The sequence below is a fragment of the Comamonas flocculans genome (assembly GCF_007954405.1).
GTDB lineage: Bacteria > Pseudomonadota > Gammaproteobacteria > Burkholderiales > Burkholderiaceae_C > Comamonas_C > Comamonas_C flocculans.
In genome coordinates this window covers 1815089-1839898 of record NZ_CP042344.1, presented here as the reverse complement: position 1 = coordinate 1839898, position 24810 = coordinate 1815089, and the positions used below count along the sequence as shown (strand labels likewise).

17 protein-coding genes are annotated in these 24810 nt (G+C 70.2%); 8 read left to right on the top strand and 9 right to left on the bottom strand.

Annotated features, from left to right (window positions below; translation table 11 throughout):
* Nucleotides 1-8: 8 nt before the first annotated feature.
* Together glpK and proC are read left to right on the top strand one after the other, a co-directional pair.
* Nucleotides 9-1511 carry a glycerol kinase GlpK gene (gene glpK, locus FOZ74_RS08850; protein ID WP_146912723.1) on the top strand — a complete coding sequence of 501 codons (1503 nt, stop codon included), beginning with the start codon at nucleotides 9-11 and terminating at the stop codon, nucleotides 1509-1511.
* A gap of 99 nt (nucleotides 1512-1610) precedes the next feature.
* The gene (gene proC, locus FOZ74_RS08845; protein ID WP_146912722.1) at nucleotides 1611-2447 is read left to right on the top strand and encodes a pyrroline-5-carboxylate reductase; all 837 of its coding nucleotides are present in this window, start codon (nucleotides 1611-1613) and stop codon (nucleotides 2445-2447) included.
* A 188-nt stretch (nucleotides 2448-2635) separates the two neighbouring features.
* On the opposite strand, the gene ubiA is transcribed toward proC, so the two are convergent.
* The 4 genes from ubiA to recG form a co-directional block, all read right to left on the bottom strand.
* Nucleotides 2636-3508: a 4-hydroxybenzoate octaprenyltransferase gene (ubiA, locus tag FOZ74_RS08840; protein ID WP_186764690.1), complete on the bottom strand. Its 873-nt coding sequence runs from the start codon at nucleotides 3506-3508 to the stop codon at nucleotides 2636-2638.
* A 76-nt stretch (nucleotides 3509-3584) separates the two neighbouring features.
* Nucleotides 3585-4112, bottom strand: a complete 528-nt coding sequence (locus tag FOZ74_RS08835; protein WP_146912720.1) for a Dps family protein — start codon at nucleotides 4110-4112, stop codon at nucleotides 3585-3587.
* 113 nt (nucleotides 4113-4225) lie between these two features.
* The gene (locus tag FOZ74_RS08830) at nucleotides 4226-5188 is read right to left on the bottom strand and encodes a LysR substrate-binding domain-containing protein (protein ID WP_146912719.1); all 963 of its coding nucleotides are present in this window, start codon (nucleotides 5186-5188) and stop codon (nucleotides 4226-4228) included.
* Nucleotides 5189-5254: 66 nt separating this feature from the next.
* Nucleotides 5255-7348, bottom strand: coding sequence for an ATP-dependent DNA helicase RecG (gene recG, locus FOZ74_RS08825; protein WP_186764559.1), 2094 nt, complete (start codon nucleotides 7346-7348; stop codon nucleotides 5255-5257).
* A gap of 83 nt (nucleotides 7349-7431) precedes the next feature.
* On the opposite strand from recG, the gene FOZ74_RS08820 reads away from it, so the two are divergent.
* The 3 genes from FOZ74_RS08820 (at nucleotide 7432) to queA (ending at nucleotide 11124) form a co-directional block, all read left to right on the top strand.
* A complete protein-coding gene (locus FOZ74_RS08820; protein ID WP_146914143.1) occupies nucleotides 7432-8697 on the top strand; it encodes an HD-GYP domain-containing protein in 1266 nt (421 codons plus the stop codon).
* 36 nt (nucleotides 8698-8733) lie between these two features.
* The gene (locus FOZ74_RS08815; protein WP_146912717.1) at nucleotides 8734-9960 is read left to right on the top strand and encodes a cyclic di-GMP phosphodiesterase; all 1227 of its coding nucleotides are present in this window, start codon (nucleotides 8734-8736) and stop codon (nucleotides 9958-9960) included.
* 69 nt (nucleotides 9961-10029) lie between these two features.
* Nucleotides 10030-11124 carry a tRNA preQ1(34) S-adenosylmethionine ribosyltransferase-isomerase QueA gene (gene queA / locus FOZ74_RS08810; protein ID WP_146912716.1) on the top strand — a complete coding sequence of 365 codons (1095 nt, stop codon included), beginning with the start codon at nucleotides 10030-10032 and terminating at the stop codon, nucleotides 11122-11124.
* Here queA and FOZ74_RS08805 read toward each other — a convergent pair whose 3' ends face one another.
* The 5 genes from FOZ74_RS08805 to trpE form a co-directional block, all read right to left on the bottom strand.
* The gene (locus FOZ74_RS08805) at nucleotides 11125-12954 is read right to left on the bottom strand and encodes a sensor domain-containing diguanylate cyclase (RefSeq protein ID WP_146912715.1); all 1830 of its coding nucleotides are present in this window, start codon (nucleotides 12952-12954) and stop codon (nucleotides 11125-11127) included.
* A gap of 1266 nt (nucleotides 12955-14220) precedes the next feature.
* Nucleotides 14221-15021, bottom strand: coding sequence for an indole-3-glycerol phosphate synthase TrpC (trpC, locus tag FOZ74_RS08795; protein WP_146914142.1), 801 nt, complete (start codon nucleotides 15019-15021; stop codon nucleotides 14221-14223).
* A gap of 5 nt (nucleotides 15022-15026) precedes the next feature.
* The gene (trpD, locus tag FOZ74_RS08790) at nucleotides 15027-16061 is read right to left on the bottom strand and encodes an anthranilate phosphoribosyltransferase (protein WP_146912713.1); all 1035 of its coding nucleotides are present in this window, start codon (nucleotides 16059-16061) and stop codon (nucleotides 15027-15029) included.
* 158 nt (nucleotides 16062-16219) lie between these two features.
* Nucleotides 16220-16792 carry an anthranilate synthase component II gene (locus FOZ74_RS08785; RefSeq protein ID WP_146912712.1) on the bottom strand — a complete coding sequence of 191 codons (573 nt, stop codon included), beginning with the start codon at nucleotides 16790-16792 and terminating at the stop codon, nucleotides 16220-16222.
* A gap of 85 nt (nucleotides 16793-16877) precedes the next feature.
* A complete protein-coding gene (gene trpE, locus FOZ74_RS08780; RefSeq protein ID WP_146912711.1) occupies nucleotides 16878-18377 on the bottom strand; it encodes an anthranilate synthase component I in 1500 nt (499 codons plus the stop codon).
* A gap of 294 nt (nucleotides 18378-18671) precedes the next feature.
* Between trpE and FOZ74_RS08775 the strand changes: the two genes are divergently transcribed.
* From FOZ74_RS08775 to FOZ74_RS08765, 3 genes are all read left to right on the top strand, one after another.
* The gene (locus FOZ74_RS08775) at nucleotides 18672-19133 is read left to right on the top strand and encodes a DsrE family protein (RefSeq protein WP_432417455.1); all 462 of its coding nucleotides are present in this window, start codon (nucleotides 18672-18674) and stop codon (nucleotides 19131-19133) included.
* 106 nt (nucleotides 19134-19239) lie between these two features.
* Nucleotides 19240-20865, top strand: a complete 1626-nt coding sequence (locus FOZ74_RS08770) for a ShlB/FhaC/HecB family hemolysin secretion/activation protein (protein WP_186764558.1) — start codon at nucleotides 19240-19242, stop codon at nucleotides 20863-20865.
* Nucleotides 20866-20885: 20 nt separating this feature from the next.
* Nucleotides 20886-24800, top strand: coding sequence for a two-partner secretion domain-containing protein (locus tag FOZ74_RS08765; protein ID WP_146912709.1), 3915 nt, complete (start codon nucleotides 20886-20888; stop codon nucleotides 24798-24800).
* Nucleotides 24801-24810: the final 10 nt, after the last annotated feature.

Genomic DNA, 24810 nt, shown 5'->3' with positions numbered 1-24810 from the left:
CGCACGCCATGACCTATCTGCTCGCCCTCGATCAGGGGACATCCAGTTCGCGCAGCATCGTGTTTGACCGCCAGGGGCGCATCTGCGCGCTGGCGCAGCGTGAATTGCCGCAAATCTACCCCCACCCCGGCTGGGTCGAGCACGATGCACTCACGATCTGGCAAGACCAGCGTAGCACCATGGTGCAGGCGCTCGAGCAGGCCGGCGTGCAGCCCGCGCAGCTGGCGGCCATAGGCATTACCAACCAGCGCGAGACCACGGTGCTCTGGAACCGGCGCACCGGCCGGCCGCTGCACCATGCGATTGTCTGGCAGGACCGGCGCACCGAGCCGCTGTGCCAGCAGCTGCGCGCGCGCGGCCTGGACGAGCGCATCGCGCACAAGACGGGCCTGCGCATCGACGCGTATTTTTCCGCCACCAAGCTACGCTGGCTGCTCGACGAGGTCCCCGGCGCCAAGCAGGCGGCGGAGCGCGGCGAGCTGGCCTTTGGCACCGTGGACAGCTGGCTGATCTGGCAGCTGAGCGGCGGACAGCGTCATGTGACGGACGTGAGCAATGCCAGCCGCACCATGCTGCTGAACGTGCACACCAACGAATGGGACCAGGAGCTGCTGGACTGGCTGGAGATCCCGCGCAGCGTGCTGCCCGAGGTGCTGCCTTCCAGCGGCACCTTCGGCCACACCAGCGCCGACCTGCTGGGCGCACCGGTGCTGATCGGCGGTGTGGCGGGCGACCAGCAGTCGGCACTCTTTGGCCAGGCCTGCTTTCATGCCGGCATGGCCAAGAACACCTATGGCACGGGCTGCTTCATGCTGATGCACACCGGGCAGAACTTCCGCACCTCGGCCAACGGCCTGATCACCACCGCGGCGGCGCAGCCGGGGGCGCAGGTGCAGTACGCGCTGGAAGGCAGCGTGTTCGTGGGCGGCGCGGTGGTGCAGTGGCTGCGCGACGGCCTGCACGCCATCAAGGCCAGCAGCGAGGTGCAGCAACTGGCCGAAAGCGTGCCCGACTCGGGCGGCGTGATGTTCGTGCCCGCCTTCACCGGCCTGGGCGCGCCGTACTGGACGCCGGATGCGCGCGGCACCATCACGGGCCTGACGCGCGGCAGCACCATCGCGCACATCGCGCGCGCGGCGCTGGAATCCATCGCCTACCAGAGCGCGGCGCTGCTCGCCGCCATGGGGCGCGATGCCGTGGCCGCCGGCGGGCAGCCGGTGCATGAGCTGCGCGTGGACGGCGGGGCCTGCGTGAACGACCTGCTGATGCAGTTCCAGGCCGATCTGCTGGGCATCCCCGTGGTGCGCCCGCAGTGCGTGGAAACCACCGCGCTGGGCGCGGCCTACCTGGCCGGACTGGCGGCGGGCGTGTACGCGGACCTGGAAGAGCTCTCCGCACAATGGCAAGTGGAACGGTGCTTTACGCCCACCATGGCACCCGGGCGCGCCGCCGAGCTGATGGCGCGCTGGGAGCATGCGGTGGCGCAGACCCGGCTGCAGCCACCAATTTGATAGCTGTTTGCGCTTGTACACATTGATTTTCCGATATCTTAATATCTGGAAACCTTACCAATACAGCGCAATCAGCTCCTTTTTTTGAGAGACTTTCCCATGACAAGCACCCAACCCCCATTGATCGCCTGCATAGGCGGCGGCAACATGGCCAGCGCGATTCTGGGCGGCCTGCTCGGCCAGGGCCTGGCGGCAGAGCAGCTGACGGTGGTCGAGCCCTCGGAGCCGGCGCGCGCGGCGCTGCACCAGCGCCACGGCCTGCAGGCCGCGCCCGACGCGCTGGCCGTGGCGCCGGCGCTGGCGCATGCCGACCTGGTGGTCTGGGCGGTCAAGCCCCAGGCCTTTCGCAGCGCCGCCGAGCCGGTTGCGCCGCACGTGGGCGCGGCCCTGCACCTGAGCGTGGCCGCCGGCATCCCCACCGGCAGCATCGCGCGCTGGCTGAGCACCGGGCGCATCGTGCGCGCCATGCCCAACACCCCGGCGCTGATAGGCCAGGGCATCAGCGGCCTGTTTGCCCGGCCCGAGGCGGGCGCTGCCGACAAGGCCCTGATCGAGCGCGTGATGGCCACCACCGGGCGGTTCCTCTGGGTGCAGACCGAGGCGCAACTGGACGCGGTGACGGCACTCTCCGGCTCCGGCCCGGCCTACGTGTTCTTCTTTCTGGAAGCCATGACCCAGGCCGGAGAAGCCATGGGCCTGACGGCCGAGCAGGCCCGCGACCTGGCCCTGGCCACCTTCAGCGGTGCCACCGAATTGGCACGGCGCTCCGACGAAAGCCCCGCCGAGCTGCGCGCGCGCGTGACCAGCCAGGGCGGCACCACGCATGCGGCCATCACGCACCTGCAGCAGCAGCAGGTGGGCGAGCACTTCATCGCGGCGCTCAAGGCAGCGCAGGCAAGGGCCGGGGAGCTGGCCGCGGAATTCGGGAAAGACTGAGCCTGAAAACGGCAGTTGACCGCTTGCTGGTGTCAACAAGGCGTCGTTGACCTAGAGTTTGTCGGCTTCGGCGTGAGGTACCTGTTGGGTGGCAGCGCTCTGCATTCGCCAGCGCCATGCTCGGTGCACCATGTGGCGTTGTTCGTCCTTGCGCACAGGAGGCCAGGAGCTTGCAAGGCCATTGCCGCTCAAGCCAGCGCAAACCCAAGCGCCACCCCGGCAAACAGGCAGGCCCCCATCCAGTGGCTCTGGCTGAAGGCGGTGAAGCAGCCGGCGCGCTCGCGCCGGCGGATCAGCGTGTAGTGCCAGAGCACCTGCGCGGCCGCCGCCAGCCAGCCCAGCCAGAAGGGCCAGCCCAGGCCCAGGGACGCGAGCAGCCAGGCGGTGAGCAGCAGGCAGGCGCTGTAAAAGCCGATGACGCAGGCCACGTCCCAGCGGCCGAAGGTGATGGCCGAGGTCTTGATGCCTATCTTCAGGTCGTCGTCGCGGTCCACCATGGCGTATTCGGTGTCGTAGCCCAGCACCATGCCCATGTTGGCCAGCAGCAGCAGCCAGGCCAGGGCGGGCACGCCGCCCGTCACCGCCGCAAAGCCGATGACGATGCCGAAGCTGAAGGCCACGCCCAGCACCGCCTGCGGCACTGAAAGAAAGCGCTTGGTGAAGGGATAGACCACCGCCACCGCCACGCCGACCGCCGCCCAGGCCACGGCCTCCCGGCGCGTGGTGAGCACCAGCGCCAGCGCCAGCAGCGTGAGCACGACGCCGACCATGCCGGCCTCGGCCACCGGCAGCTCGCCGGTGGTCAGCGGGCGGTGGCGCGTGCGCTGGACGTGGCGGTCGAACTCTCGGTCGGCGATGTCGTTGATCACGCAGCCGGCCGAGCGCGTGAGGATGGTGCCGGCCACGAAGACCGCCAGCAGGTGCCAGCCCGGAAAACCGCCCGCCGCCACCCACAGCGCCACCAGCGTCGGCCACAGCAGCACCAGCCAGCCGGCCGGGCGGTTGAAGCGGATCAGATCGAGGTAGAGCGCCAGCCGCGTGCGGGGCGCACGGGCGGGCAGGGGCAGCGCGGAATCGGTCATGGGGCGAAATTGTCCGCAAAAGCCGCGCCGGCTGCATGCGCAGCAGGGCGCGCGCTCACTCCTGCAGCAGCGCGCGCAGCATCCACGCCGTCTGCTCATGCACCGTCAGGCGCTGGGTGAGCAGGTCGGTGGTGGGCTCATCGTTGGCATCGTCCACCAGATCGAGCATGCCCCGGGCCGTGCGGGCCACCGCCTCATGGCCTTCGACGAGGATGCGCACCATCTCCAGCGCCTTGGGCGGGGCAGCCGGCGCGTCCGGCAGCGAAGACAGCTTGCCGAACGCGGCGTAGGAGCCCGGCGCCACGTGGCCCAGGGCGCGGATGCGCTCGGCGATCGGGTCCACCGCGTTCCACAGCTCGGTGTACTGCTCCATGAACATCAGGTGCAGGGTGTTGAACATCGGGCCGGTGACGTTCCAGTGGAAGTTGTGCGTGGTCAGGTACAGCGTGTAGGTGTCGGCCAGCAGGTGCGACAGGCCGTCGGCGATTGCGGCGCGGTCTTTTTCGCTGATGCCGATGTTGATCGGCAGGCCGGCGCTGCTCTTGCGTGCGGTGCGCGATGAGGGGTTGGGCGTCTTGGCCATGTGGACTGCTCCTTGCTTGAGGTGAAACGACTTGCCGAAGACGATAGCAGCAAGCGCCGATTTTTCAAGGGTTCGCCCATGGTTTCTGACTATCGCCCGGATAGCCATGCGCTTCAGGTGAGCATGCGCACCCCTGGCAGCTTGCAGGCGTAGATGGAATTGCGCAGCGCGGCGATCGCCTCGTAGCGCGTGAAGCTGCGCCGCCAGGCCAGCACCACGCGGCGGCTCGGTACCGGCACGCCCGGCGCGTCTTCCAGCGGCAGGTAGCGGATGGAGGGCTCGTCCGAGCGGCGCCGGCGCACGGGCGAGAGCGCCTCCTGGGGCACGGCCAGGCGCGGCACCAGCGTCACGCCCATGCCGGCGGCCACCATGTGCTTGATGGTTTCGAGCGAGGAACCCTCGAAGGTGCGGCGTATGCCCTCGGCATTGGTGGCAAAGCGCGCGAACTCGGGGCAAACCTGCAGCACGTGGTCGCGAAAGCAGTGGCCCGTGCCCAGCAGCAGCATGGTTTCGTTCTTGAGCTCCAGCGCCGACACCGCCGCCTGGCGCGCAAAGCGGTGGGACGCGGGCACCGCCGCCAGGAAGGGTTCGTCGTACAGCGGCGCCAGCGCCAGGCCGGTGTCCGGGAAGGGCTCGGCCAGGATGGCGCAGTCGATCTCGCCGGTGCGCAGCATCTCCAGCAGGCGCACGGTGAAGTTTTCCTGCAGCATCAAGGGCATCTGCGGCGTGCGCCGGATCGACTGGTGCACCAGCTGGGGCAGCAGGTAGGGGCCTATGGTGTAGATGATGCCCAGGGTCAGCGCGCCGGCCAGCGGGTCCTTGCCGCGCTTGGCGATCTCGTGGATGGCAGCGGCCTGCTCCAGCACGCTCTGGGCCTGGCGCACGATCTCCTCGCCCAGCGCGGTGAGCGTGACGTCGGCGGCGCTGCGCTCGAAGATCTTCACCTCCAGCTCTTTTTCCAGCTTCTTGATGCCAACCGACAGCGTCGGCTGGGCCACGAAGCAGGCCTCGGCGGCGCGGCCAAAGTGGCGCTCGCGCGCCACGGCCACGATGTATTTGAGTTCGGTCAGCGTCATGGGCGGGCCTGCCAGGTGCAATGGGTCGGGGGTCGGGGGTCGGGGGGTCGGGCGCCCGGGGCGCGCTCAAGCCTTGAGATATTCCGATTTTCCCCCGAGCCAGCGTGCAATGTGGGCGCGCGCAAGCTCAGGGTATTCGGCGAGCATGCGCGGCGCGGTCTCGCGCGCCCACTGCAGCAGCGCGCCATCGGTGGCCAGGTCGGCAAAGCGCAGCATCGCGTCGCCCGACTGGCGTGCGCCGAGGAATTCGCCGGGGCCGCGGATTTGCAGGTCGCGCCGCGCGATCTCGAAGCCGTCCTGGCTCTGCACCATGGCCCGCAGCCGCTCGCGCGCGCCCGGGCCGAGCCGCCCGCCCTCGCCCGTGCCGTAGAGCAGCACGCAGGCCGACGCGGCCGCGCCGCGCCCCACGCGCCCGCGCAGCTGGTGCAGCTGCGACAGGCCAAAGCGCTCGGCATGCTCGACCACCATCAGGCTGGCGTTGGGCACGTCCACGCCCACCTCGATCACCGTGGTGCAGACGAGCAGCGCCAGCTCGCCTGCCTGGAAGGCCTGCATCACCGCCTGCTTCTCGGGCGCCGGCATGCGCGAATGCAGCAGGCCCACGCGCACGCCCGGCAGCTCCCCGGCCAGCTCCGTGTGCGTGGCGGTGGCATTGCGCAGGTCCAGCGCCTCGCTTTCCTCGATCAGCGGACAGACCCAGTAGGCCTGGCGCCCGCCCGCGACCTGCTCGCGCAGCCGGGCTATGACCTCATCGCGGCGGCTGTCGGCGATCAGGCGGGTGACGACGGGCGTGCGCCCGGGCGGCAGCTCGTCGATGGTGGAGACGTCCAGGTCGGCGTAATAGCTCATCGCCAGCGTGCGCGGAATCGGCGTAGCGGTCATCATCAGCAGGTGCGGCTCCGCGCCCGCCGCCGCGCCGGGCTTCTGGCGCAGCGCCAGGCGCTGGGCCACGCCGAAGCGGTGCTGCTCGTCGATCACCACCAGGCCCAGGCGCGCGAGCTGCACCTGCTCCTGGATGACGGCGTGCGTGCCCACCACCAGCGCGGCCTGGCCGCCGGCGATCTGCGCGAGCATGGCCGCGCGCTCCTTCTTCCTCTGCCCGCCGGCGAGCCAGGCCACGGCCTGCCCGCGCGCTTCGAGCAGGGGCGCGAGCCACTGCACCAGCTTGGCAAAGTGCTGGCGCGCCAGGATCTCGGTCGGCGCCATCAGCACGCACTGCCAGCCCGCGTCCATGGCCTGGCAGGCGGCCAGCGCCGCCACCACCGTCTTGCCCGCGCCCACGTCGCCCTGCAGCAGGCGGTGCATGGGCTGGGCCTGCGCCAGGTCGGCGGCAATCTCGGCGCCCACGCGCTGCTGCGCCGCGGTGAGCGCGAACGGCAGGCGGGCAAGCAGCGCGGCATGCAGCCCCTCGCCGGCCCGGGGCAGCGCCAGCACCGGCGCATGCTGGCGCGCGCGCTGGGCACGCGCCGTCGCCTGCGACAGCTGCTGGGCCAGCAGCTCTTCGGCCTTCAGGCGCTGCCAGGCGGGGTGACTGTGGTCCTGCAGCGTGGCCAGCGCCACGTCGGGCGTCGGGTGATGCAGGAAAAGGAGCGCTTCGCGCAGGCCCCACAAGCGTTTACCCTCATTTTTGACCTGAAACTGCGGCAGCGGCGGCAGCAGCGCCTCGGGTACGGTGTCGGGCAGCGGCACGCGCGCCAGCGCCGTCGCCACCGCGCGGCGCAGATAGGCCTGGGGCAGCTGCGCGCTGGCCGGATAAACGGGGGTGAGCGCGGCGGGCAGCGGCCCTTGGGCCTTGCGAAACGCCGGGTGCACCATCTGGCGCCCCCAGAAGCCACCGCGCAGCTCGCCGCGCGCGCGCAGGCGCTCGCCCACGGCCATGGTCTTTTGCTGCGAGGGATAGAAACTGAAGAAGCGCAGCTCGCAGCGGCCGCTGCCGTCGTCCAGCACCACCACCAGCTGGCGGCGCGGGTGCAGCTGCACCTCGCTGTGCACCACCACGCCCTCGATCTGCGCCACCTCGCCCTCGCGCGCGCTGCGAATGGCGGTGATGCGGGTTTCGTCCTCGTAGCGCAGCGGCAGATGCAGCGCCAGGTCGATGTCCCTGAGCAGGCCCAGCCGGGCCAGCGCCTGCTGGGCAGGGCTGCGCCGCGCAGTTGACAATTTCGCTGGATTGCGGGGTGCCTCGCTCACCCAAACAGGCTACCATGGCCGCCATCCATTCCAGCCTATCTGCCGCCCGGGGCATGCTCAAGCGCATACACGTCCGCCATCTTGCCGCAGGCATGTATATCCACGAGTTCTGCGGCTCGTGGATGGAGCACCCGTTCTGGCGCACGCGCTTTCTGCTCAGGAGCGCGCAGGACATTGCCCGCATCCGGGACAGCTCCATCCAGGAGGTCTGGATCGATACCGCCAGGGGCCGCGACGTGGCCGAGGCCGCCGAGCCGGTGCTTGCGGACGAGGCCGAGGCACAGATCCAGAGCGCGCTGGCCGAGCTGCAGCCCGAGCTGGCGCCCACGCCGCTGCCGCTGGCCGCGCCGCTGGCCGACCTCTCGCCCACCAGCACCAGCGAAGAGCTGCAGCGTGCGCGCACGATCTGCGACCGCGCGCGCGAGCAGGTACTGTCGATGTTCGAGCAAGCGCGCATGGGCCAGGCGATCAACGCCCAGGGCGCGCAGGCGACGGTGGACGAGCTCGCCGGGTCGCTCGCGCGCAACCCCGGCGCGCTGATCAGCCTGGCGCGGCTGAAGACCGCCGACGAATACACCTACATGCATTCGGTGTCGGTCTGCGCACTGATGATGGCGCTGGCGCGCCAGCTGCAGCTCGACGAGGCCACGGTGCGCATGGCGGGCCTGGCGGGGCTGATGCACGACGTGGGCAAGGCGCGCATCCCCGACGCCATCCTGAACAAGCCGGCGCGCCTGAGCGACGAGGAGTTCGACATCATGCGCAGCCACCCGGCCTTCGGCCTGGAGATCCTGCGCGTGAGCAAGATGCCCATGCAGGTGCTCGACGCCTGCCTGCACCACCACGAGAAGATGGACGGCAGCGGCTACCCGCACCGCCTGATGGGCGCCGACATCCACCTGCTGGCGCGCATGAACGCGGTGTGCGACGTGTACGACGCCATCACCTCCAACCGGCCCTACAAGAACGGCTGGGACCCGTCGGACGCGCTCAGGCGCATGGCCGAATGGACGCGCGGGCACTTTGACAGCCGCATCTTCCAGGCCTTCGTCAAATGCATGGGCATCTACCCCACGGGCTCGCTCGTGCGCCTGGCCTCGGGGCACCTGGCGGTGGTGCAGGAGCAGTCTCCGGGCACCCTGCTGGCGCCGCGCGTCAAGGCCTTCTACAGCCTGCACACGGGCGAGCGCATCACGCCGCAACTGATCGACCTGTCGCGTGCCGCAGCCGGGGACCGGATTGCCGCGCGCGAAGACCCCGCCCGGTGGGGGTTTTCCGATTTGAATACCCTCTGGTCGGGCCTGCCCCTGCCTCCCTGAACGCCGCGGTGCGCAAGCACCCTTTTTTTCTGCGCAATGCTCAAGCGTATTTCCGTTGATGACCTCGCCCTCGGCATGTTCGTGCATGAGTTCTGCGGCTCCTGGATGGACCATCCGTTCTGGCGCTCGCGCTTTCTGCTGGACAGCGCGCGCGACCTCGAACGCATCCGCGCCACGCCCATACGCGAGGTGATGATCGACATCGCGCGCGGCAAGGACGTGCAGCGCGCGCCCGCCAACACCGCTGGCAGCGCGCCGGCAACCGTCCCCGAACCGCCGCCCGAACCCGGCACGGCGCAGCGCAGCCCCACCGGCACGCGGGACGAAATGCGCCGCGCCGCGCTGATCTGCAACAAGGCACGGCAGGCGGTGGTGTCCATGTTCAGCGAGGTGCGCCTGGGCAAGGCGCCCGACACCGTGGTGGCCAGCGGCCTGGTGCAGGAGATTTCGGATTCGGTGATGCGCAACCCCGGCGCGCTGATCAGCCTGGCGCGGCTGAAGACGGCCGACGACTACACCTACATGCACTCGGTGGCGGTGTGTGCGCTGATGGTGGCGCTGGGGCGCCAGCTCGGCCTGGACGAGGCCCAGCTGCGCACCGCCGGCATGGCCGGGCTGCTGCACGACCTGGGCAAGGCGATGATGGACCAAAGCGTGCTGAACAAGCCGGGCCGGCTCACCGACGCGGAGTTCGAGCACATCAAGACCCACCCGCACGAGGGCTGGAAGCTGCTGCACGAGGCCGGCAGCGTGGACGCGGCGGTGCTGGACGTGGTGCGCCACCACCATGAGCGCATGGACGGGCGCGGCTACCCCGACGGCCTGAGCGGCGAGCGCTTTTCGCTGCTCGCGCGCATGGGCGCGATCTGCGACGTGTACGACGCCATCACCTCCAACCGCCCCTACAAGCGCGGCTGGGACCCGGCCGAATCGATACGCCGCATGGCCGAATGGACCAAGGGGCACCTGGACCCGGTGGTGTTCCAGGCCTTCGTCAAGAGCCTGGGCATCTACCCCACCGGCTCGCTGGTGCGGCTGAACTCGGGCCGCCTGGCGGTGGTGCTGGAGCAGTCGCGCGAGACCCTGGTCGCGCCGGTGGTCAAGGCCTTCTATTCGACCAAGTCCGAAATGCGCATCGCGCCCGAAGTCATCCACCTGGCCGCACCCGGCTGCCGCGACGGCATTGCCGGGCGCGAGGAGCCCTCGAAGTGGAATTTCCCCGACCTGGATGAACTCTGGACCGAGGCGGCAGTGAGCGCCTGAGCGCGCGACAATCAGGCTCTTGCACACAGACCATGCGCGGCCCCTTTTCGCGGCAGCCACGCGCCCCCGATGACGTTCCCTGCGGACCATGCCTACACCCTGGGCGACTTCGACTTCGCCCTGCCCCCCGAACTGATCGCCCAGCACCCCGCGCCCGAGCGCAGCGGCTCGCGCCTGCTGGACGGGCGCCGCTGGCCGCCGGGCGAGCTGATCTTCAGGCAGCTGCCCGCGCTGCTGGCGCCTGGCGACCTGATGGTGTTCAACGACACCCAGGTGGTGAAGGCGCGCCTGTTCGGCGAGAAAGGCACCGGCGGCCAGGTGGAGCTCTTGATCGAGCGCGTGCTGGCCGACGGCCAGGTCCTCGCCCACATGAAGGTCAGCAAGAAGCCCGCGCCAGGCGCGAGGCTGCACTTTGCCGGCGGCGCGGCGCAGGGCGGCTTTGACGCGGTGCTGCTTGCGCGCTGGCCCGACGCCCGGGGGCCGCTGTTCCGGCTGCGCCTGCAGGGCGGCGCGGGGGAAACGCCCTGGGAGCTGATGCGCCGGCACGGCCACCTGCCGCTGCCGCCCTACATCCGGCGCGAGCAGGCCGGCGGGCACGACCGCCACGAGGCCGAGGACAACGAGCGCTACCAGACCATCTTCGCGCACACGCCCGGAGCCGTGGCCGCGCCCACCGCCGCGCTGCATTTCGACGAGGGCGTGCTCGCCGCCCTGTCCGAGCGCGGCGTGCAAAGCGCGCAGGTGACGCTGCACGTCGGCGCGGGCACCTTCCAGCCGGTGAAGACCGAGAACATCGCCGAGCACCACATGCACAGCGAGTGGTATTGCATCCCGCCCGAGACGCTCGCTGCCATTGCCCGGTGCCGCGCGCGCGGCGGGCGGGTGCTGGCCATAGGCACCACCACGGTGCGCACGCTCGAATCCTGGGCGCGCACGGGCCTGAGCAGCGCGGACACCGACATCTTCATCACGCCAGGCTTCGACTTTCGCGTGGTCGACCTGCTGGTGACCAACTTTCACCTACCCAGGAGCACGCTGATGATGCTGGTCAGCGCCTTCGCCGGCTACGGGCACGTCATGCGGCTGTACCGCCACGCGGTGGCGCAGCGCTATCGCTTCTTCAGCTACGGCGACGCCATGCTGCTGCAGCGCGCCGCGCCCTGATCAGCCCCCCGCCACCCGGTTGCGCCCCTGCTGCTTGGCCAGGTACAGCGCCCGGTCGGCCTGCGCCACCAGCTGCTGGGCATCGCCCAGCTCGTCGGGCAACTGCGCGGCCACGCCCACGCTGACGGTGACCACGCCGGCCACGTTCGAGCCCTCGTGCACCACCGCCAGGTCCTGCACCGCCTGGCGCAGGGTTTCAGCCTTGCGCAGGCCACCGTCGAGGTCGCACATCGGCAGCACGCAAAGGAACTCCTCGCCGCCGTAGCGGCCCACCAGATCGTGCGCGCGGCTCAGGCCCGCGCGCAGGGCGCCGGCCACCGCCGCCAGGCATTCGTCGCCCTCCTGGTGGCCGTAGAGGTCGTTGAAGGCCTTGAACAGGTCGATGTCGATCATCAGCAGCGCCAGCGGCTGGCCGCTGCGCCGGCAGCGCCCCCACTCGGCCTTGAGCGTGAGGTCGAGCTGGCGCCGGTTGGCCACGCCGGTGAGCGCGTCGATGTAGGCCATCTCGCGCAGCATCTCGCTGCGCGCGTGCTGCTCGGTCTGATCGACGAAGGCCAGCAGGTAGTGCTCGCCGAAGGCCATGCCGCTCACCGACATGATGCGCTGGCCCGAGCTGCGCGTCCACATGCGCGCATCCCCCGGCAGGATGCGCCCCCCGTGCTGCGGCGCATTGGCCTTGGCGTCGTTCCACTGCCGCCACATCTGCGCGCGATAGTCTTCGTCCGGATAGACCTCGTGCCACCAGCGCTCGCGCGTGATCACCTCCTCGGGACCGTAGCCGAAGTACTGCTCGAAAGCGCGGTTGCGGTAGTAGAACAGGCCGTCCTGGTCGACCATGCACAGCGCCACCGGCATCTCGCGCATCAAATGGTCCAGCAGTTGCTGCGCCTCCTGCAGGCGGCTGGCCTGGGCGCGCGCTTCGGTCACGTCCTGGGCATAGCCGTGCCACTGCACCGCGCCGCCTGGCAGGCGCTGGGGCCGCGCCTGGGCGCGCACCCAGCGCTGGGGCTGGCCGGGCAGGTTGACCCGGTAGTCGTGGCTCCACAGCGTCAGGTCGCGCGCGGAAGCGGCGAGCTTTTGCATGCCGCTGTCAAAGTCGGCCCGCTCGAAGCGCGCGAACACCGATTGCGCGTCGCTGCACATCTGCTCGGGCGTCACGCCGTACAGCGCAATCGCGCCCTTGCTCGCATAGGCGAAGTGTTTGCGCCCGTCGGGCTCCAGGCGCGACTGGTAGAGCAGCCCGGGCACGTTCTCGACCAGCATGTCCAGACGCTCGCGCAGCGCGTGCTCCTGCGTCGTGTCCCAGAGATAGCCGCTCCACAGCGTTGCGCCACCGTCCGCGCGCCGCGGCTGCGACATGCCGCTGATCCAGCGCTCCTCGCCGCTGGGCAGGAGCACGCGGTAGGAATGGCGCCAGGGCGTGAGGTTCTGCACCGACACCAGCAGGCTGCGCAGCAGCGGCGCCACATCCTGCGGATGCACGCGCTTGAGCAGGTGGCCGGCGCTTTGCCTGAGCTGCGCCGGCGTCAGCTCCAGCAGCTCGCTGATCTTGTCGGTGCAGAAGGGGAAGCTGTCGCGGCCGTTCGGATCACGCCGGTATTCGAACAGTGCACCGGGCACGCCGGCGCTCAGGCGTTCCAGCCGGGTTTCCAGCTCGCGGCGCTGGCTGATGTCGCTCTGCACCCCGGCGACGCGCAGCGGCCGGCCGGCGTCGTCGCGCTCCACCACGCGCCCGCGCACCTCCACCCACTGGTAGCTGCCGTCCTTGCGACGCATGCGGTGCACGTTCTCGAAGAACACTTCCTCGCGCTGGCGAAGGAACTCGCGCAAGCGCCCCAGCAGGCCCCCCGATCGTCCGGGTGCAGCAGACTCGCCCAGGCATGCCAGCTCGTGCCGAATTCATGTTCCCCGTAGCCCAGCATGGTTTGCACCGCCGGCGAGTAGTACACCCGCCGCGTGCGTTGATCCCAGTCCCAGATGCCGATGTGCGTGGCATGCAGCACCGCGTTCCAGCGCGCCTGCAGGTTGTGCAGCTCCTGCCTCTCGTGCTGGCGCTTCGCCTGGCGCCTGCGCCGGCGTCTGCGCACCCAGAGCAGGCCGCCCAGCGCGGCCATGGTGCTGAACAGATACAAGAGCCCCAGCGCCCTGGCCAGCGCGAGCCAGTTGTCCATGATGGCGCGCGTGCTGCGCGCCACGCTCAGGGTAAGCGGCCGGTCGGTGACCACGCCTGGCAGGCCCAGGCTTTGCACCGCGGCGAGCAGCTCGGGCGACTGCCCGTGGACAGCCACCTGCTGCACGCTGGCAGGCACCCCCAGGGCCCGGTGGCGCATGAGCGCCAGGCCCTGGGCGGTAGGGTCCAGGGCAGCGCCCGCGCTGTCGTCGCCCAGGGGGATGAGCATGGCCTGCTCGCCATAGATGAGCTGCGCCACCGCGTCGGGCGCCATCCGGACCTCGGCGAAACTGCGCTTGAGCAGCGACAGATCGAACGCCGCCGATACGACGCCAAGCAATTGCGCGCGCGGCGAGACGATGGCGCGCGAGAGCACCAGCGCATCGCCCATGAGGCCTTGCCGGTGCGGCGGTCCGAGGTAGAGGGTTTGCGCCGACGGTGCGCGGCGAAGCGGCTCGAAGAAGGGCTCGCCGTCATGGCGCGTGCCGATGAGCGCGCCGTCGCTCGCCGCAAGCACCACGCCCTGCCCGTCGAGCACTGCCACGATGCCGCCCGCCAGGCGGGCCTGCGCCTGCACCTGGCGCAGCAGCCAGCCGCTGCCCGTGGCCGCTTCCTCGCGTGTGTGTTCGGGGGCGTCGGCCAGCACCGCCAGCATGCCGTCCAGCGTCACCATCTGCTGCGCCAGCAGCGAGGACAGCATGCGCGCCTGCTGCGCCAGCAGCGCGCCCTCGCGCTCCTGGACCTGCCCTTTGACCAGCCACAGCACCCCGGCCAGCAACAGACCCACCAGCAACCAGACCAGGGCCAGCCAGCGCAGTTCACCTGCCGGGAGATTCAGCGAGCGGGTGCCAGCATCCGCCATGGCCGGCGCAGGGGAAAGACGAGCGAGTACATGATCGGTCCGCGAAAACGTAACCGATTGCAATTTACCCGAACAATTGCCCCAAAGCCAGACCCGGATCGTCCGAGCGCATCAGCGTTTCCCCTATGAGAAAGGCCTGAATTCCAGCCGCGCGCAGGGTTTGCACGTCCGCGCGCGTGGCAATGCCCGATTCGGCCACCAGCAGGCGGTCGGGCGCTACCTGCGGGCGCAGGCGCAGCGTGGTCTGCAGGCTGACCTCGAAGCTGCGCAGGTTGCGGTTGTTGATGCCGATGAGCGGTGTCTTCAGGCGCAGCGCGCGTTCGAGTTCGGGCGCGTCGTGCACCTCCACCAGCACCGCCATGCCCAGGGCGTGCGCCAGCGCCTCCATGTCGGCCATCTGGCCGTCCTCCAGGCAGGCGGCGATCAGGAGGATGCAGTCCGCGCCCATGGCGCGCGCCTCATGGACCTGCCAAGGGTCGATCATGAAGTCCTTGCGCAGCACCGGCAGCGCGCAGGCCGCGCGCGCCTGCTGCAGATATTCGGGCGCGCCCTGGAAGTAAGGCGCGTCGGTCAGCACCGACAGGCAGGCCGCCGCCAGCGCGCCGTCGCCGCGGGCGTAGCTGCGCGCAAGCTGCGCGGGCTGAAAGTCGGCCCGGATCACGCCCTGGCTGGGGCTCGCCTTCTTGATCTCGGCGATCACCGCCGCCTGCCCCGCGGCGATGCGTGCGCGCAGGCTGGCGACGAAGTCGCGCGCCGGCGCGGCGGCTTCGGCCCGGGCGCGCAGGGTGGTGAGCGGCATGCGCGCCTTGCCGGCGGCCACCTCCTGGGCCTTGGTGGCGCAGATCGCCTGCAGGATGTCGGGCACCGCGCTCATGCCTTGCAGCCCTGGGTGAAGGCCACGAAGGCATCGAGCCTGGCGCGCGCAGCGCCGCTGGCCACCGCCTGCTGCGCGCGGCGCAGGCCGTCGGCGATGCTGTGCGCCACGCCCGCGGCATAGAGCGCCGCGCCCGCGTTCAGGCAGACGACGTCGTGCGCCGGGCCTTCCTCGCCCTGCAGCACGCCCATCAGCATGGCCCGGGATTCCTCGGGCGTCTCTACCTTGAGCGCCCGGGTGCCGGCCATGCGCAGGCCGAAGTCCTCGGGGTGGATCTCGTATTCGCGCACCACGCCGTCCCTGAGCTCGCCCACGCGCGTGCCCGCGCCCAGACTGATCTCGTCCAGGCCGTCGCGCCCGTAGACCACCAGCGCGTGCTCGGCGCCCAGGCGCTGCAGCGCGCGCACCTGGATGCCCACCAGGTCTTCGTGAAACACCCCCATGAGGATGTTGGGCGCGCCCGCCGGGTTGGTCAGCGGCCCGAGGATGTTGAACAGCGTGCGCACACCCATCTCGCGGCGCACCGGCGCGACGTTCTTCATCGCCGGATGGTGGTTGGGCGCGAACATGAAGCCTATGCCCACCTCGGCCACCGAGCGCGCGATCTGCTCGGGCGTGAGCTGCAGGTTCACGCCCAGCTGCTCCATCACGTCCGCGCTGCCCGACTTGCTGGAGACGCTGCGCCCGCCGTGCTTGCTCACCCGGGCGCCGGCGGCGGCAACGACGAAGGTGGCGCAGGTGGAAATGTTGAAGGTGCCGGCACCGTCGCCCCCGGTGCCCACGACATCCACCAGATGGGTGGTGTCGGCCACCTGCACCTTGGTGGAGAACTCGCGCATCACCTCGGCCGCGGCGGTGATCTCGCCTATGGTTTCCTTCTTCACGCGCAGGCCGGTGACGATGGCCGCCGTCATCACCGGCGAGAGCTCGCCGCGCATGATCATGCGCATCAGGTGCAGCATCTCGTCATGGAAGATTTCGCGGTGTTCGATGGTGCGCTGCAGCGCCTCCTGTGGGGTGATGGGGTTCATGATTGCTCCATTTTTCATAGCTCCTTGCGCTTGATGGACAAGCGTTTGAGGCCGATTTGATTCAAATTTTCGTTTTCGCGGCCGATGCCGCTCCCACAGGCCATCCAGGAACCACTCCGATGGGGTGGGAGCGGCCTGGGCCGCCCATGCCCGTCCGATCAGTCGCGCAGCTCCAGGAAATTGCGCAAGAGCGCATGCCCGTGCTCGCTCAGGATGCTCTCGGGGTGGAACTGCACGCCCTCCACGGCCAGCTCGCGATGGCGCACGCCCTGGATTTCGCCGTCCTCGCTCGTGGCCGTCACGATCAGGCATTCGGGCAGGCTGGCCCGCTCTATCACCAGCGAGTGGTAGCGGTTGACGGTGAACTGGCGCGGCAGCCCGGCGAACACGCCCTTCTGGTCCGTGGTGATCACGCTGGTCTTGCCGTGCATCTGCCTGCCCGCGCGCACCACCTGGCCGCCAAAGGCTTCGCCTATGGCCTGGTGCCCCAGGCACACGCCCAGCAGCGGCACCTTGCCGGCAAAGTGGCGGATGGCCGCCACCGAAATGCCCGCCTCGCTCGGCGAGCTCGGCCCGGGCGAGACCACGATGCGCTCGGGCGCGCGCGCGGCAATTTCCTGCAGGCCAATCTCGTCGTTGCGCACCACCTCTACCTGCGCGCCCAGCTCGCCCAGGTACTGCACCAGGTTGTAGGTGAAGCTGTCGTAGTTGTCGATCATCAAGACGTTCATGCTGCCCCCACGCTGCTCACTTGGTGTACTGCGCTGGCCCGTGAGGGGACCGTGCCTTGCCTGGGGCCATGCGGCGCTGCGGCATTCATTGCAATCCCTCCTCGACGAGTTCGGCCGCGCGCAGCAGCGCGCGCGCCTTGGCTTCGGTTTCCTTCCATTCGAGCTCGGGCACCGAATCGGCCACCACGCCGGCCGCCGCCTGCACGTAGAGCACGCCATCCTTGACGATGCCGGTGCGGATCGCGATGGCCACGTCCATGTCGCCGGCGTAACTGAGATACCCGCAGGCCCCGCCGTACAGGCCGCGCTTGGTCGGCTCCAGCTCGTCGATCAGCTCCATCGCATGCACCTTGGGCGCGCCGGTGAGCGTGCCCGCCGGAAAGGTGGCCCTGAGCACGTCCATGCTGCTCAGGCCGTCCTGCAGCAGGCCCTCGACGTTGCTCACGATGTGCATCACGTGGCTGTAGCGCTCCACCACGAAGGCCTCGGTCACCTGGACGCTGCCCACCTGCGCGATGCGCCCGATGTCGTTGCGCGCCAGGTCGATCAGCATCACGTGCTCGGCGCGCTCCTTGGGGTCGGCCAGCAGCTCCTGCTCGGCCGCCTTGTCCTTCTCCGGCGTCGCGCCGCGCGGGCGGGTGCCGGCGAGCGGTCGGATGGTGACCTTGGTGGCGCCCTCCACCCGCTCCTGGCGCACCAGTATCTCGGGGCTGGCGCCCACCACCTGAAAACCGCCGAAGTCGTAGAAATACATGTAGGGGCTGGGATTGAGCGAGCGCAGCGCGCGGTACAGGGACAGGGGCGACTCGGTATAGCGCTTGTGGATGCGCTGGCCCACCTGCACCTGCATGAATTCGCCGGCGGCAATCAGCTCCTTGGCCTGCTGCACCGCGGCGATGTAGTCCGCCTTGGCAAAGCTGCGCTCGGCCGGGTGGCTCTCGCTCGCCCTCACCTGCGGCGCGCTGACGGAATACTTGAGCTGCTCCTTGAGTTCGCGCAGGCGCTTCTTGCCGCGCGCATAGGCCTCGGCCTGCGCCGGGTCGGCCCAGACGATGAGGTAGAGCTTGCCCGAGAGGTTGTCGATCACCGCCACCTCTTCGCACTGCAGCAGCAGGATGTCGGGGCAGCCGAGCTCGTCGGGCGGGCAGGTCTTTTCGAGCTTCTTCTCGATGTAGCGCACCGCGTCGTAGCCGAAGTAGCCCGCCAGCCCCCCGCAAAAGCGCGGCAGGCCGGGGCTGAGCGCGACCTTGAAGCGCCGCTGGTAGGCGGCGATGAAGTCGAGCGGATTGCCGCTGGCGGTTTCCACCACCACGCCATCGGTCACCACTTCGGTCTTTGCCGCGGCGCCAAAGCCGCTCGCGCGCAGCAGGGTGCGCGCGGGCAGGCCGATGAAGCTGTAGCGCCCGAAGCGCTCGCCGCCCACGACCGATTCGAGCAGAAAGCTGTTGGCGCCGTCGCCGCGCCCGCGCGCGAGCTTGAGGTAGAGCGAAAGCGGTGTTTCCAGGTCGGCGAAGGCTTCCGCGATCAAGGGAATGCGGTTGTAGCCCGAGCCGGCCAGGCTCTTGAATTCCAGTTCCGTAATCACGGGGATCTCCCAGTTCCGGCGGCGTACCTGCACGGGCCGCCGGGTTCATCTCGTGGGGAGGACCCCGCCCTTCAGGGCAAGGTCCGCGGGCACCCTGGGAGGTGTGCCCGGGGTGCGTTCAGCACAGGTGCATGCAGTTGCGCCAGGGCCAGGCTCCCCGGTCGCTCAGACCTGCAACGAACGCGCGATGGATGAACATGCGCGCCAGTGTAGCAAAGCCGCGCCGCGGGACGCGGGCCGACGGGGCCGGCCATTCGGCGCCACGCTGTGGCCTCAACGACACCAGGAGCCTCCATGCAACAGCTACCCACCCGATCGTCCGTGCGCCGCACCCTGCTGGCTTCGGGCATTCTGGCCGCCGCGGCCGGCGCCATGGCCCAGGACGCCAAGGACGGCCAGGACAAGGTGCTCTACCACATCGACGATACCGCCGCCCAGGCCACCAAAGGCCTGCGCAACATCCGCAACCACCTGGACGTCGCACCGCAGACGCGCATCGTCGTGGTGACGCACGCCAATGGCGTGGACTTCCTGATGGAAGGCGCCAAGGACGCGAAGAACGCCGACATCGACTACGCCGCGCTGGTCAGCGCCCTGAAGGCGCGCGGCGTGCGCTTCGAGGTGTGCGAGATCACGCTGCGCAACCGCAAGCTCAAGAAGGAGCAGTTCATCATGGATGCGGACTTCACGCCCTCGGGCGTGGTGCGCATAGCCCAGTTGCAAAACCGCGAGCAGTTCGCCTACATCAAGCCCTGAGACCAGGCCCTGAAGGCTGCCGGCGCACGCTGCGGCCGATGGCTTGCCCTGGACGGGCAGCTCCGTGAGAATGCATGACACGAGGGCACACACGGAGGGAGACCGCATGGGCAGTGCTGAGACGGCGCACACGGCCGCAGGCGCATTCTGGCGGGCGCTGGCCGCCGCGGCGATGCTGGCCTGGGCGGGCGCGGCGCATGCCGAAGGCGAGGCCACGGCCATAGAGCGCTTTGAGGTCGGCGGCAATACGCTGCTGGAGAGCGCCGCCGTCGCTCGCGCGCTGGGCCCGGCGCCGGGCAGCATGACGGTGGCGCAGATGCAGGCCGCCGCCCAGCGCCTGCAGGACGCCTACCGCGCGGCCGGCTGGGGCGCGGTGCTGGTGCTGCTGCCCGAACAATCGCTGAGCGACAAGGTGCTGCACCTGCAGGTGGTCGAGGGCAAGCTGCGCCAGGTCAACGTGACCGGCCAGCAGCGCTATTCGCGCGAGAACGTGCTGCGCAGCCTGCCCTCGCTGCAACCGGGCACGACGCCCTCGCTCGCCGACCTGGACCGCGAACTGCTCATGGTCAACGACAACCCCGGCAAGTTCGCCCGCGTGGTGCTGCAGCCGGGCGAGGCCACGGGCGAGGTGGATGCGCTCGTGAGCGTGCAGGAACGCCCGCTGCTGCCCTGGCAATGGAGCCTGGACAACACCGGCGCCCCCGGCACGGGCGCGCTGCGCGCCACACTGCTCTACCAGAACGCCAATGTCGCCGATCGCGACCTCGTCTGGGGCGTGCGCGCCGCCACCTCGCCCACGCACCCCTCGCGCGCCAGTGCGCTGGGCACCACGCTGCGCTTGCCGCTGTACGCGCAAAAGCTCGCCATCGAGGGCGCGCTGATCGCCTCCAACACCAGAAGCGCCAGCAACCTCACGCCCGCGGGCGAGCTGCGCTTTTCCGGCTCCGGCTTGTCGGCGGGCGCGCGCGCGGTGTGGATGCTGCCCTCGCTGGGCGAGACCAAGTCGCAGCTGGCGCTGGGGTTCGATGCCCGCGTCTATCGCACACGCTGCGGCCTGGGCGAATTCGGCGCGGCCGGCTGCGGCGACACGCTGAACAACACCATGCACGCGCTGCCGCTGACGCTGTCCTGGACCGCGCACAAGCTCGGCAGCTACCTGCTGCGCGCGCAGTGGGTCGCCAACCTGCCCGTGGGCAGCGCGGGCCGCGACGCCGACTACGAGGCCAACCGCCCCGGCGCGCGCAGCCGCTACCAGCTCTTGCGCCTGGACGGCGAGGCGCAGGCGCGCCTGGCCCCGCGCTGGGCGCTGGGCGTGCGCGCCAGCGCCCAGTACGCCCCGCGCGCGCTGGTGGCGGCCGAGCAGTTCGGCATCGGCGGCATGGGTAGCGTGCGCGGCTACGCCGAGCGCGAACTGGTCGGCGACGCGGGCCTTGCCGCCTCGCTGGAGCTGCGCAGCCCCCTCGGGGCCTGGGTGTCGGGCGGCGCCAGCGGCAGCGAACTGCTGCCGGTGCTGGCGCTCTTCGTCGACGCCGGCCAGGTCTCCAACCACCTGGACACCCAGTGCCTGGCCGCTCGCACGCGCTGCAGCCTGTGGTCGGCCGGCGCCAGCGCGCAGTGGTCGCTGAACCAGCGCGGCCTGCTGCGCATCGACCTCGCCCGCGCGGGTGCCGACGCGCGCGACACCCGCAAGGGCGACTGGAAGCTGCACTTCAGTCTGTCCTATTCGCTGTGATTTCCCCGGAGGGCCACACCATGGCGCAATCCACCACCCCCCTGCCCCGCTCCCCGCTCTGGCTGGCGGTCCAGGCGCTGTGCCTGATGGCGCTCGCGCCCGCCGCCGCGGCGCAAGCCGGCGCGCCGCTGCCCACCGGCATGAGCGTGCAGGCCGGCCAGGCCAGCAGCAGCACGCTCGGAAACACCTTGCAGGTCAACACCGGCAGCGAACGCACGGTGCTGAACTGGCAGAGCTTTTCCATCGACCGCAGTTACGGGGTGAACATCGTGCAGCCCGGCGCCGGCAGCCAGACGCTCAACCGCGTGACCGGGCAAGACCCCTCCGCCATCTACGGCACGCTGCAGAGCAACGGCCGCGTGTGGCTGCTCAACCCCAATGGCGTGCTCTTTGGCCCCGATGCGCGGGTGGACGTGGGCGGCTTGGTTGCCTCGACGCTGACGCTCGATACCGCCGACTTCCTCGCTGGCCGCCTGCAGTTGCGCGCAGACCCCGCGCACCCGGGCGCCAGCGTGGTCAACCAGGGCCAGTTGCGCAGCAGCTACGGCGGCAGCATCCACCTGATCGGCGATGCGGTCAGCAACAGCGGCAGCGTGCAGGCCCCCGGCGGCCATGCCGCGCTGCTGGCCGCGCGCGAGGTGGACCTGGTCGATTCCGCCCTGCCCTACGTCACGCTGCGCGTGGTCGCCAGCGAGGGCGCGGTGGTGCACGATGGCAACCTGCTGGGCGCGCGCCTGGACCTGCAGGGCGCCGTCGTCAACCACAGCGGCCTGATCGACGCGAGCCAGCTGGAGCGCGGCGCCAACGGCGAAATCACGCTGCGCGCCACGCGCAGTGTGCAGACCGCGGCAGGCAGCAGCACGCAGGCCGAAGGCGGACGCATCCGAATCGACGCGGGCGGCGACGCCACGCTGGCCGGCCGGCTCGACGTGTCTTCCGCCGACGGCACGGGCGGGCAGATCGACGCGAACGCCGCGCAGACCCTGCATCTGGCCGACACCGCCGAGCTGCGCGCCGACGGCGCCCGTGGTGGCGGGCAGATCGCGCTCGGCGGCGAGCCGGCGCGCGGCGACACCCTGAGCAGGCGCCTGTGGATGGATGCCGGCGCCCAGGCCAGCGCCAATGCCACAGTGCAGGGCGACGGCGGGCGCATCACCCTGTGGTCCAGCGAGAACACCACCGTGCTGGGCCGGCTGCAGGCGCGCGGCGGGACGCAAGGCGGCGACGGCGGCTTCATCGAAACCTCGGGGCTGCGCGGCCTGCAGGTGGCCCATGCGGCGGATGCCAGCGCCCCCATGGGTCAGGCTGGCACGTGGCTGCTGGACCCCGCCAACGTCACCATTCAAGCGGCGGGCCCCGACACCAAAATCTCGGGCACTCCCAACCACGTGGCCAACGGCGAGAACGCCATCGTCACCACCAGCACGATCGAGACGGCACTAACTGCCGGCACCAGCGTGCGCATCGCCACGGGCGGATCCACTGTCGGAGCCCAAGACGGCGACATCACGTTGGTGGACCCCATCGCGGTCAGTCCACCCACCACCGGCACCACACTGACGCTGGACGCGGACCACGACATCGTGCTGAACGCCGACATCACCGCCAGCGACAACCCGCTGGGCTTGGTGCTCAACGCCGGGCTGAGCGGCACCGGCGGCAACGTGAACCTCAATGCAAGAACGCAGCTCAATGGCGGCACGCTCGCCATCGACGGCAACCTCGTGCAGATGGGGTCCACCAGCGAAACCTATGTCGATGCAGTCACCATTGCCAACGCCACGTCAATGGAAAACCTGGGAACGATCCACGCCAGTCAAATCACCTTGGACAGCGCTACGAACCTGAACAACTTCGGGACGATCGCCCTGGTGGCTGGTGCGGGCAGCGGCATCACCGGGGGGGCGAACATCTTCAACGGAGGGACGCTGAATTTCAACGGGGTTAATGCGCCCGTCGATGCACCCGTCCACAACTACGCCAGCGGCCAGGTGAACCTCAACGGGTCAACGGCACAGTTCAATGCACCATTCACCAACGAAGGCACCATCGCCGTCGATTCCGGCTCTTTTGCCGAATTCCAGGCGGACTACACGCAACAGAGCGGGTCGATCGCCATCGATGCCACGTCGACCGCCATGTTTTACGGCAATTACACGCAGAACGACGGCGCTTTGAACCTGGGCGGCAGCAGCGCCCGGGCGGAGGCTGCCACCTTCACCATCAATGACGGCACGGTAAGCGGCAGCGGCGTGCTCGAAGGCGATGTGATGGTCTACGGTGGCACGATTGCGCCTGGTCTGTCCCCGGGCAAGCTTGAGATCCAGGGCGGCCTCCTCATCGGCCCGGACGCGCGGCTCGAGATCGAAGTCGGCGGCGCCAATCCCGGTATTGATCTGGACGCCATTGAGGTCAGCGGCGCTGTCACGCTCAACGGCGGCTATGTGGATTTCACCCAGAGCGGTGGCTACGTGCCGCCCGCAGCCAACACGCCCCACACCTTTCTCACCGGCGGATCCGTCAGCGGCACGCTCAACCCGGGCTACGCCCCGCCGGTAGACACCTGGACGCCCTCGCTGGCGCATGGCTCCACGGACGTGACGCTGATGGCCGGGCCGCCAGTCGTCACACCGCCCGTGACACCGCCGGTCACGCCCCCCGTGACACCGCCGGTCACTCCGCCACCTCCCCCGCCGCCGCCACCACCCCCGGCGCCCGAGCCGCCACCGGCGCCCGCCCCGACGCCTGAGCCGCCGCCACCGGCACCCGAACCACCCCCCACGCCGGAGCCCGGCAGCGCCGCCAGGGACCCGGGCTGGTCCGACTGGGAGCAGGCCGTGGCTGCCGCCGGCATCCCCGTGGACCGCCGGGGGCCGATGCGGCTGCAGGGCGCGTCCGCAGCCATCCTGGACACGGTGCCCCAGCCGCCCGCGCCCGCGGGCGACAAGACGGGCTGGAGCGACGGCGGCTTTCTCACGCCCCAGGCCGATGGCACGCAGTACTTCCGCGTGCTGCCGGTGGCCGAGCTCTCGCGCCCGCAGCTGGGCGAGCTGCTGCGCGCGCGCACGAGTTACAAGGACGCGGTGTTCTTCGACGCCATGCGCGCCTTGCAGGTCAACCCGGCGCTGGCCGACCTGCCCGCCTGCGACGGCGGTGGCGCGGACGCGGGCGACTGCCTGCTCGGTCCGCGGCCGGATACCGGCGACGCCGACCGCCCGGCACGCCGCATGGCCGTGCTCTTCGGGCTGGACCGCTATGGCGACGCGCGCATTCCGCAGCTGACCAACCCGGTGGCCGACGCCCGCGCGGTGGCCCGCGTGCTGGAGCGGCACATGGGCTACGAAGCCCGGGTGATTGCCAACGCCGACAAGGCCGACATGGTGCGCGCGCTCAACCGCCTGATTGCCGAAGCCGGGCCGCAGGACAGCATCGTGGTGTACTTCGCCGGCCACGGCATGGTGGGCCAGGACGGCATGGGCTACTGGCTCGCCTCGGACGCCAGCAGCAGCGAGCCACGCGGCTGGATCTCCAACGCCGACGTGAGCCGCGCGCTCTCGCACACGCGCAGCCGCCAGATCCTGGTGCTGGCCGACAGCTGCTATTCGGGCACGCTGGCCAGTGAAGCCTGGGTGGGGCAACTGGGCAGCGACGCCGACGTGCAGGCGCTGCTGCGCCAGCGCGCGGTGACGGTGATGGCCTCGGGCGGCAACGAGCCGGTGGCCGACGGCGGGCGCGAAGGGCATTCGCTGTTCGCCTGGAGCCTGGCGCGCCAGATCGAGGGCGCGCGGGGCTGGCTGCCCGCGTCCTGGGCGTACAACGCGGTGCGCGACGAGGTCACGCGCGAGATGCCGCAGACGCCGGTCTATGGCGGCGCGCTCAGCGCCGGCCACGAGGAAGGGGCCGAGTACCTGCTGCGCGGCGGTCAGGGGCAGTGAGTCTCGGCGC

Coding starts and splice junctions, on each gene's coding strand:
- trpD (WP_146912713.1), bottom strand. CDS start 16,061: ATGAACCCCATCACCCCACAGGAGGCGCTGCAGCGCACCATCGAACAC.
- FOZ74_RS08785 (WP_146912712.1), bottom strand. CDS start 16,792: ATGAACGTCTTGATGATCGACAACTACGACAGCTTCACCTACAACCTG.
- FOZ74_RS08830 (WP_146912719.1), bottom strand. CDS start 5,188: ATGACGCTGACCGAACTCAAATACATCGTGGCCGTGGCGCGCGAGCGC.
- FOZ74_RS08770 (WP_186764558.1), top strand. CDS start 19,240: ATGGGCAGTGCTGAGACGGCGCACACGGCCGCAGGCGCATTCTGGCGG.
- FOZ74_RS08835 (WP_146912720.1), bottom strand. CDS start 4,112: ATGGCCAAGACGCCCAACCCCTCATCGCGCACCGCACGCAAGAGCAGC.
- FOZ74_RS08775 (WP_432417455.1), top strand. CDS start 18,672: ATGCAACAGCTACCCACCCGATCGTCCGTGCGCCGCACCCTGCTGGCT.
- queA (WP_146912716.1), top strand. CDS start 10,030: ATGACGTTCCCTGCGGACCATGCCTACACCCTGGGCGACTTCGACTTC.
- FOZ74_RS08820 (WP_146914143.1), top strand. CDS start 7,432: ATGCTCAAGCGCATACACGTCCGCCATCTTGCCGCAGGCATGTATATC.
- proC (WP_146912722.1), top strand. CDS start 1,611: ATGACAAGCACCCAACCCCCATTGATCGCCTGCATAGGCGGCGGCAAC.
- FOZ74_RS08815 (WP_146912717.1), top strand. CDS start 8,734: ATGCTCAAGCGTATTTCCGTTGATGACCTCGCCCTCGGCATGTTCGTG.
- FOZ74_RS08765 (WP_146912709.1), top strand. CDS start 20,886: ATGGCGCAATCCACCACCCCCCTGCCCCGCTCCCCGCTCTGGCTGGCG.
- glpK (WP_146912723.1), top strand. CDS start 9: ATGACCTATCTGCTCGCCCTCGATCAGGGGACATCCAGTTCGCGCAGC.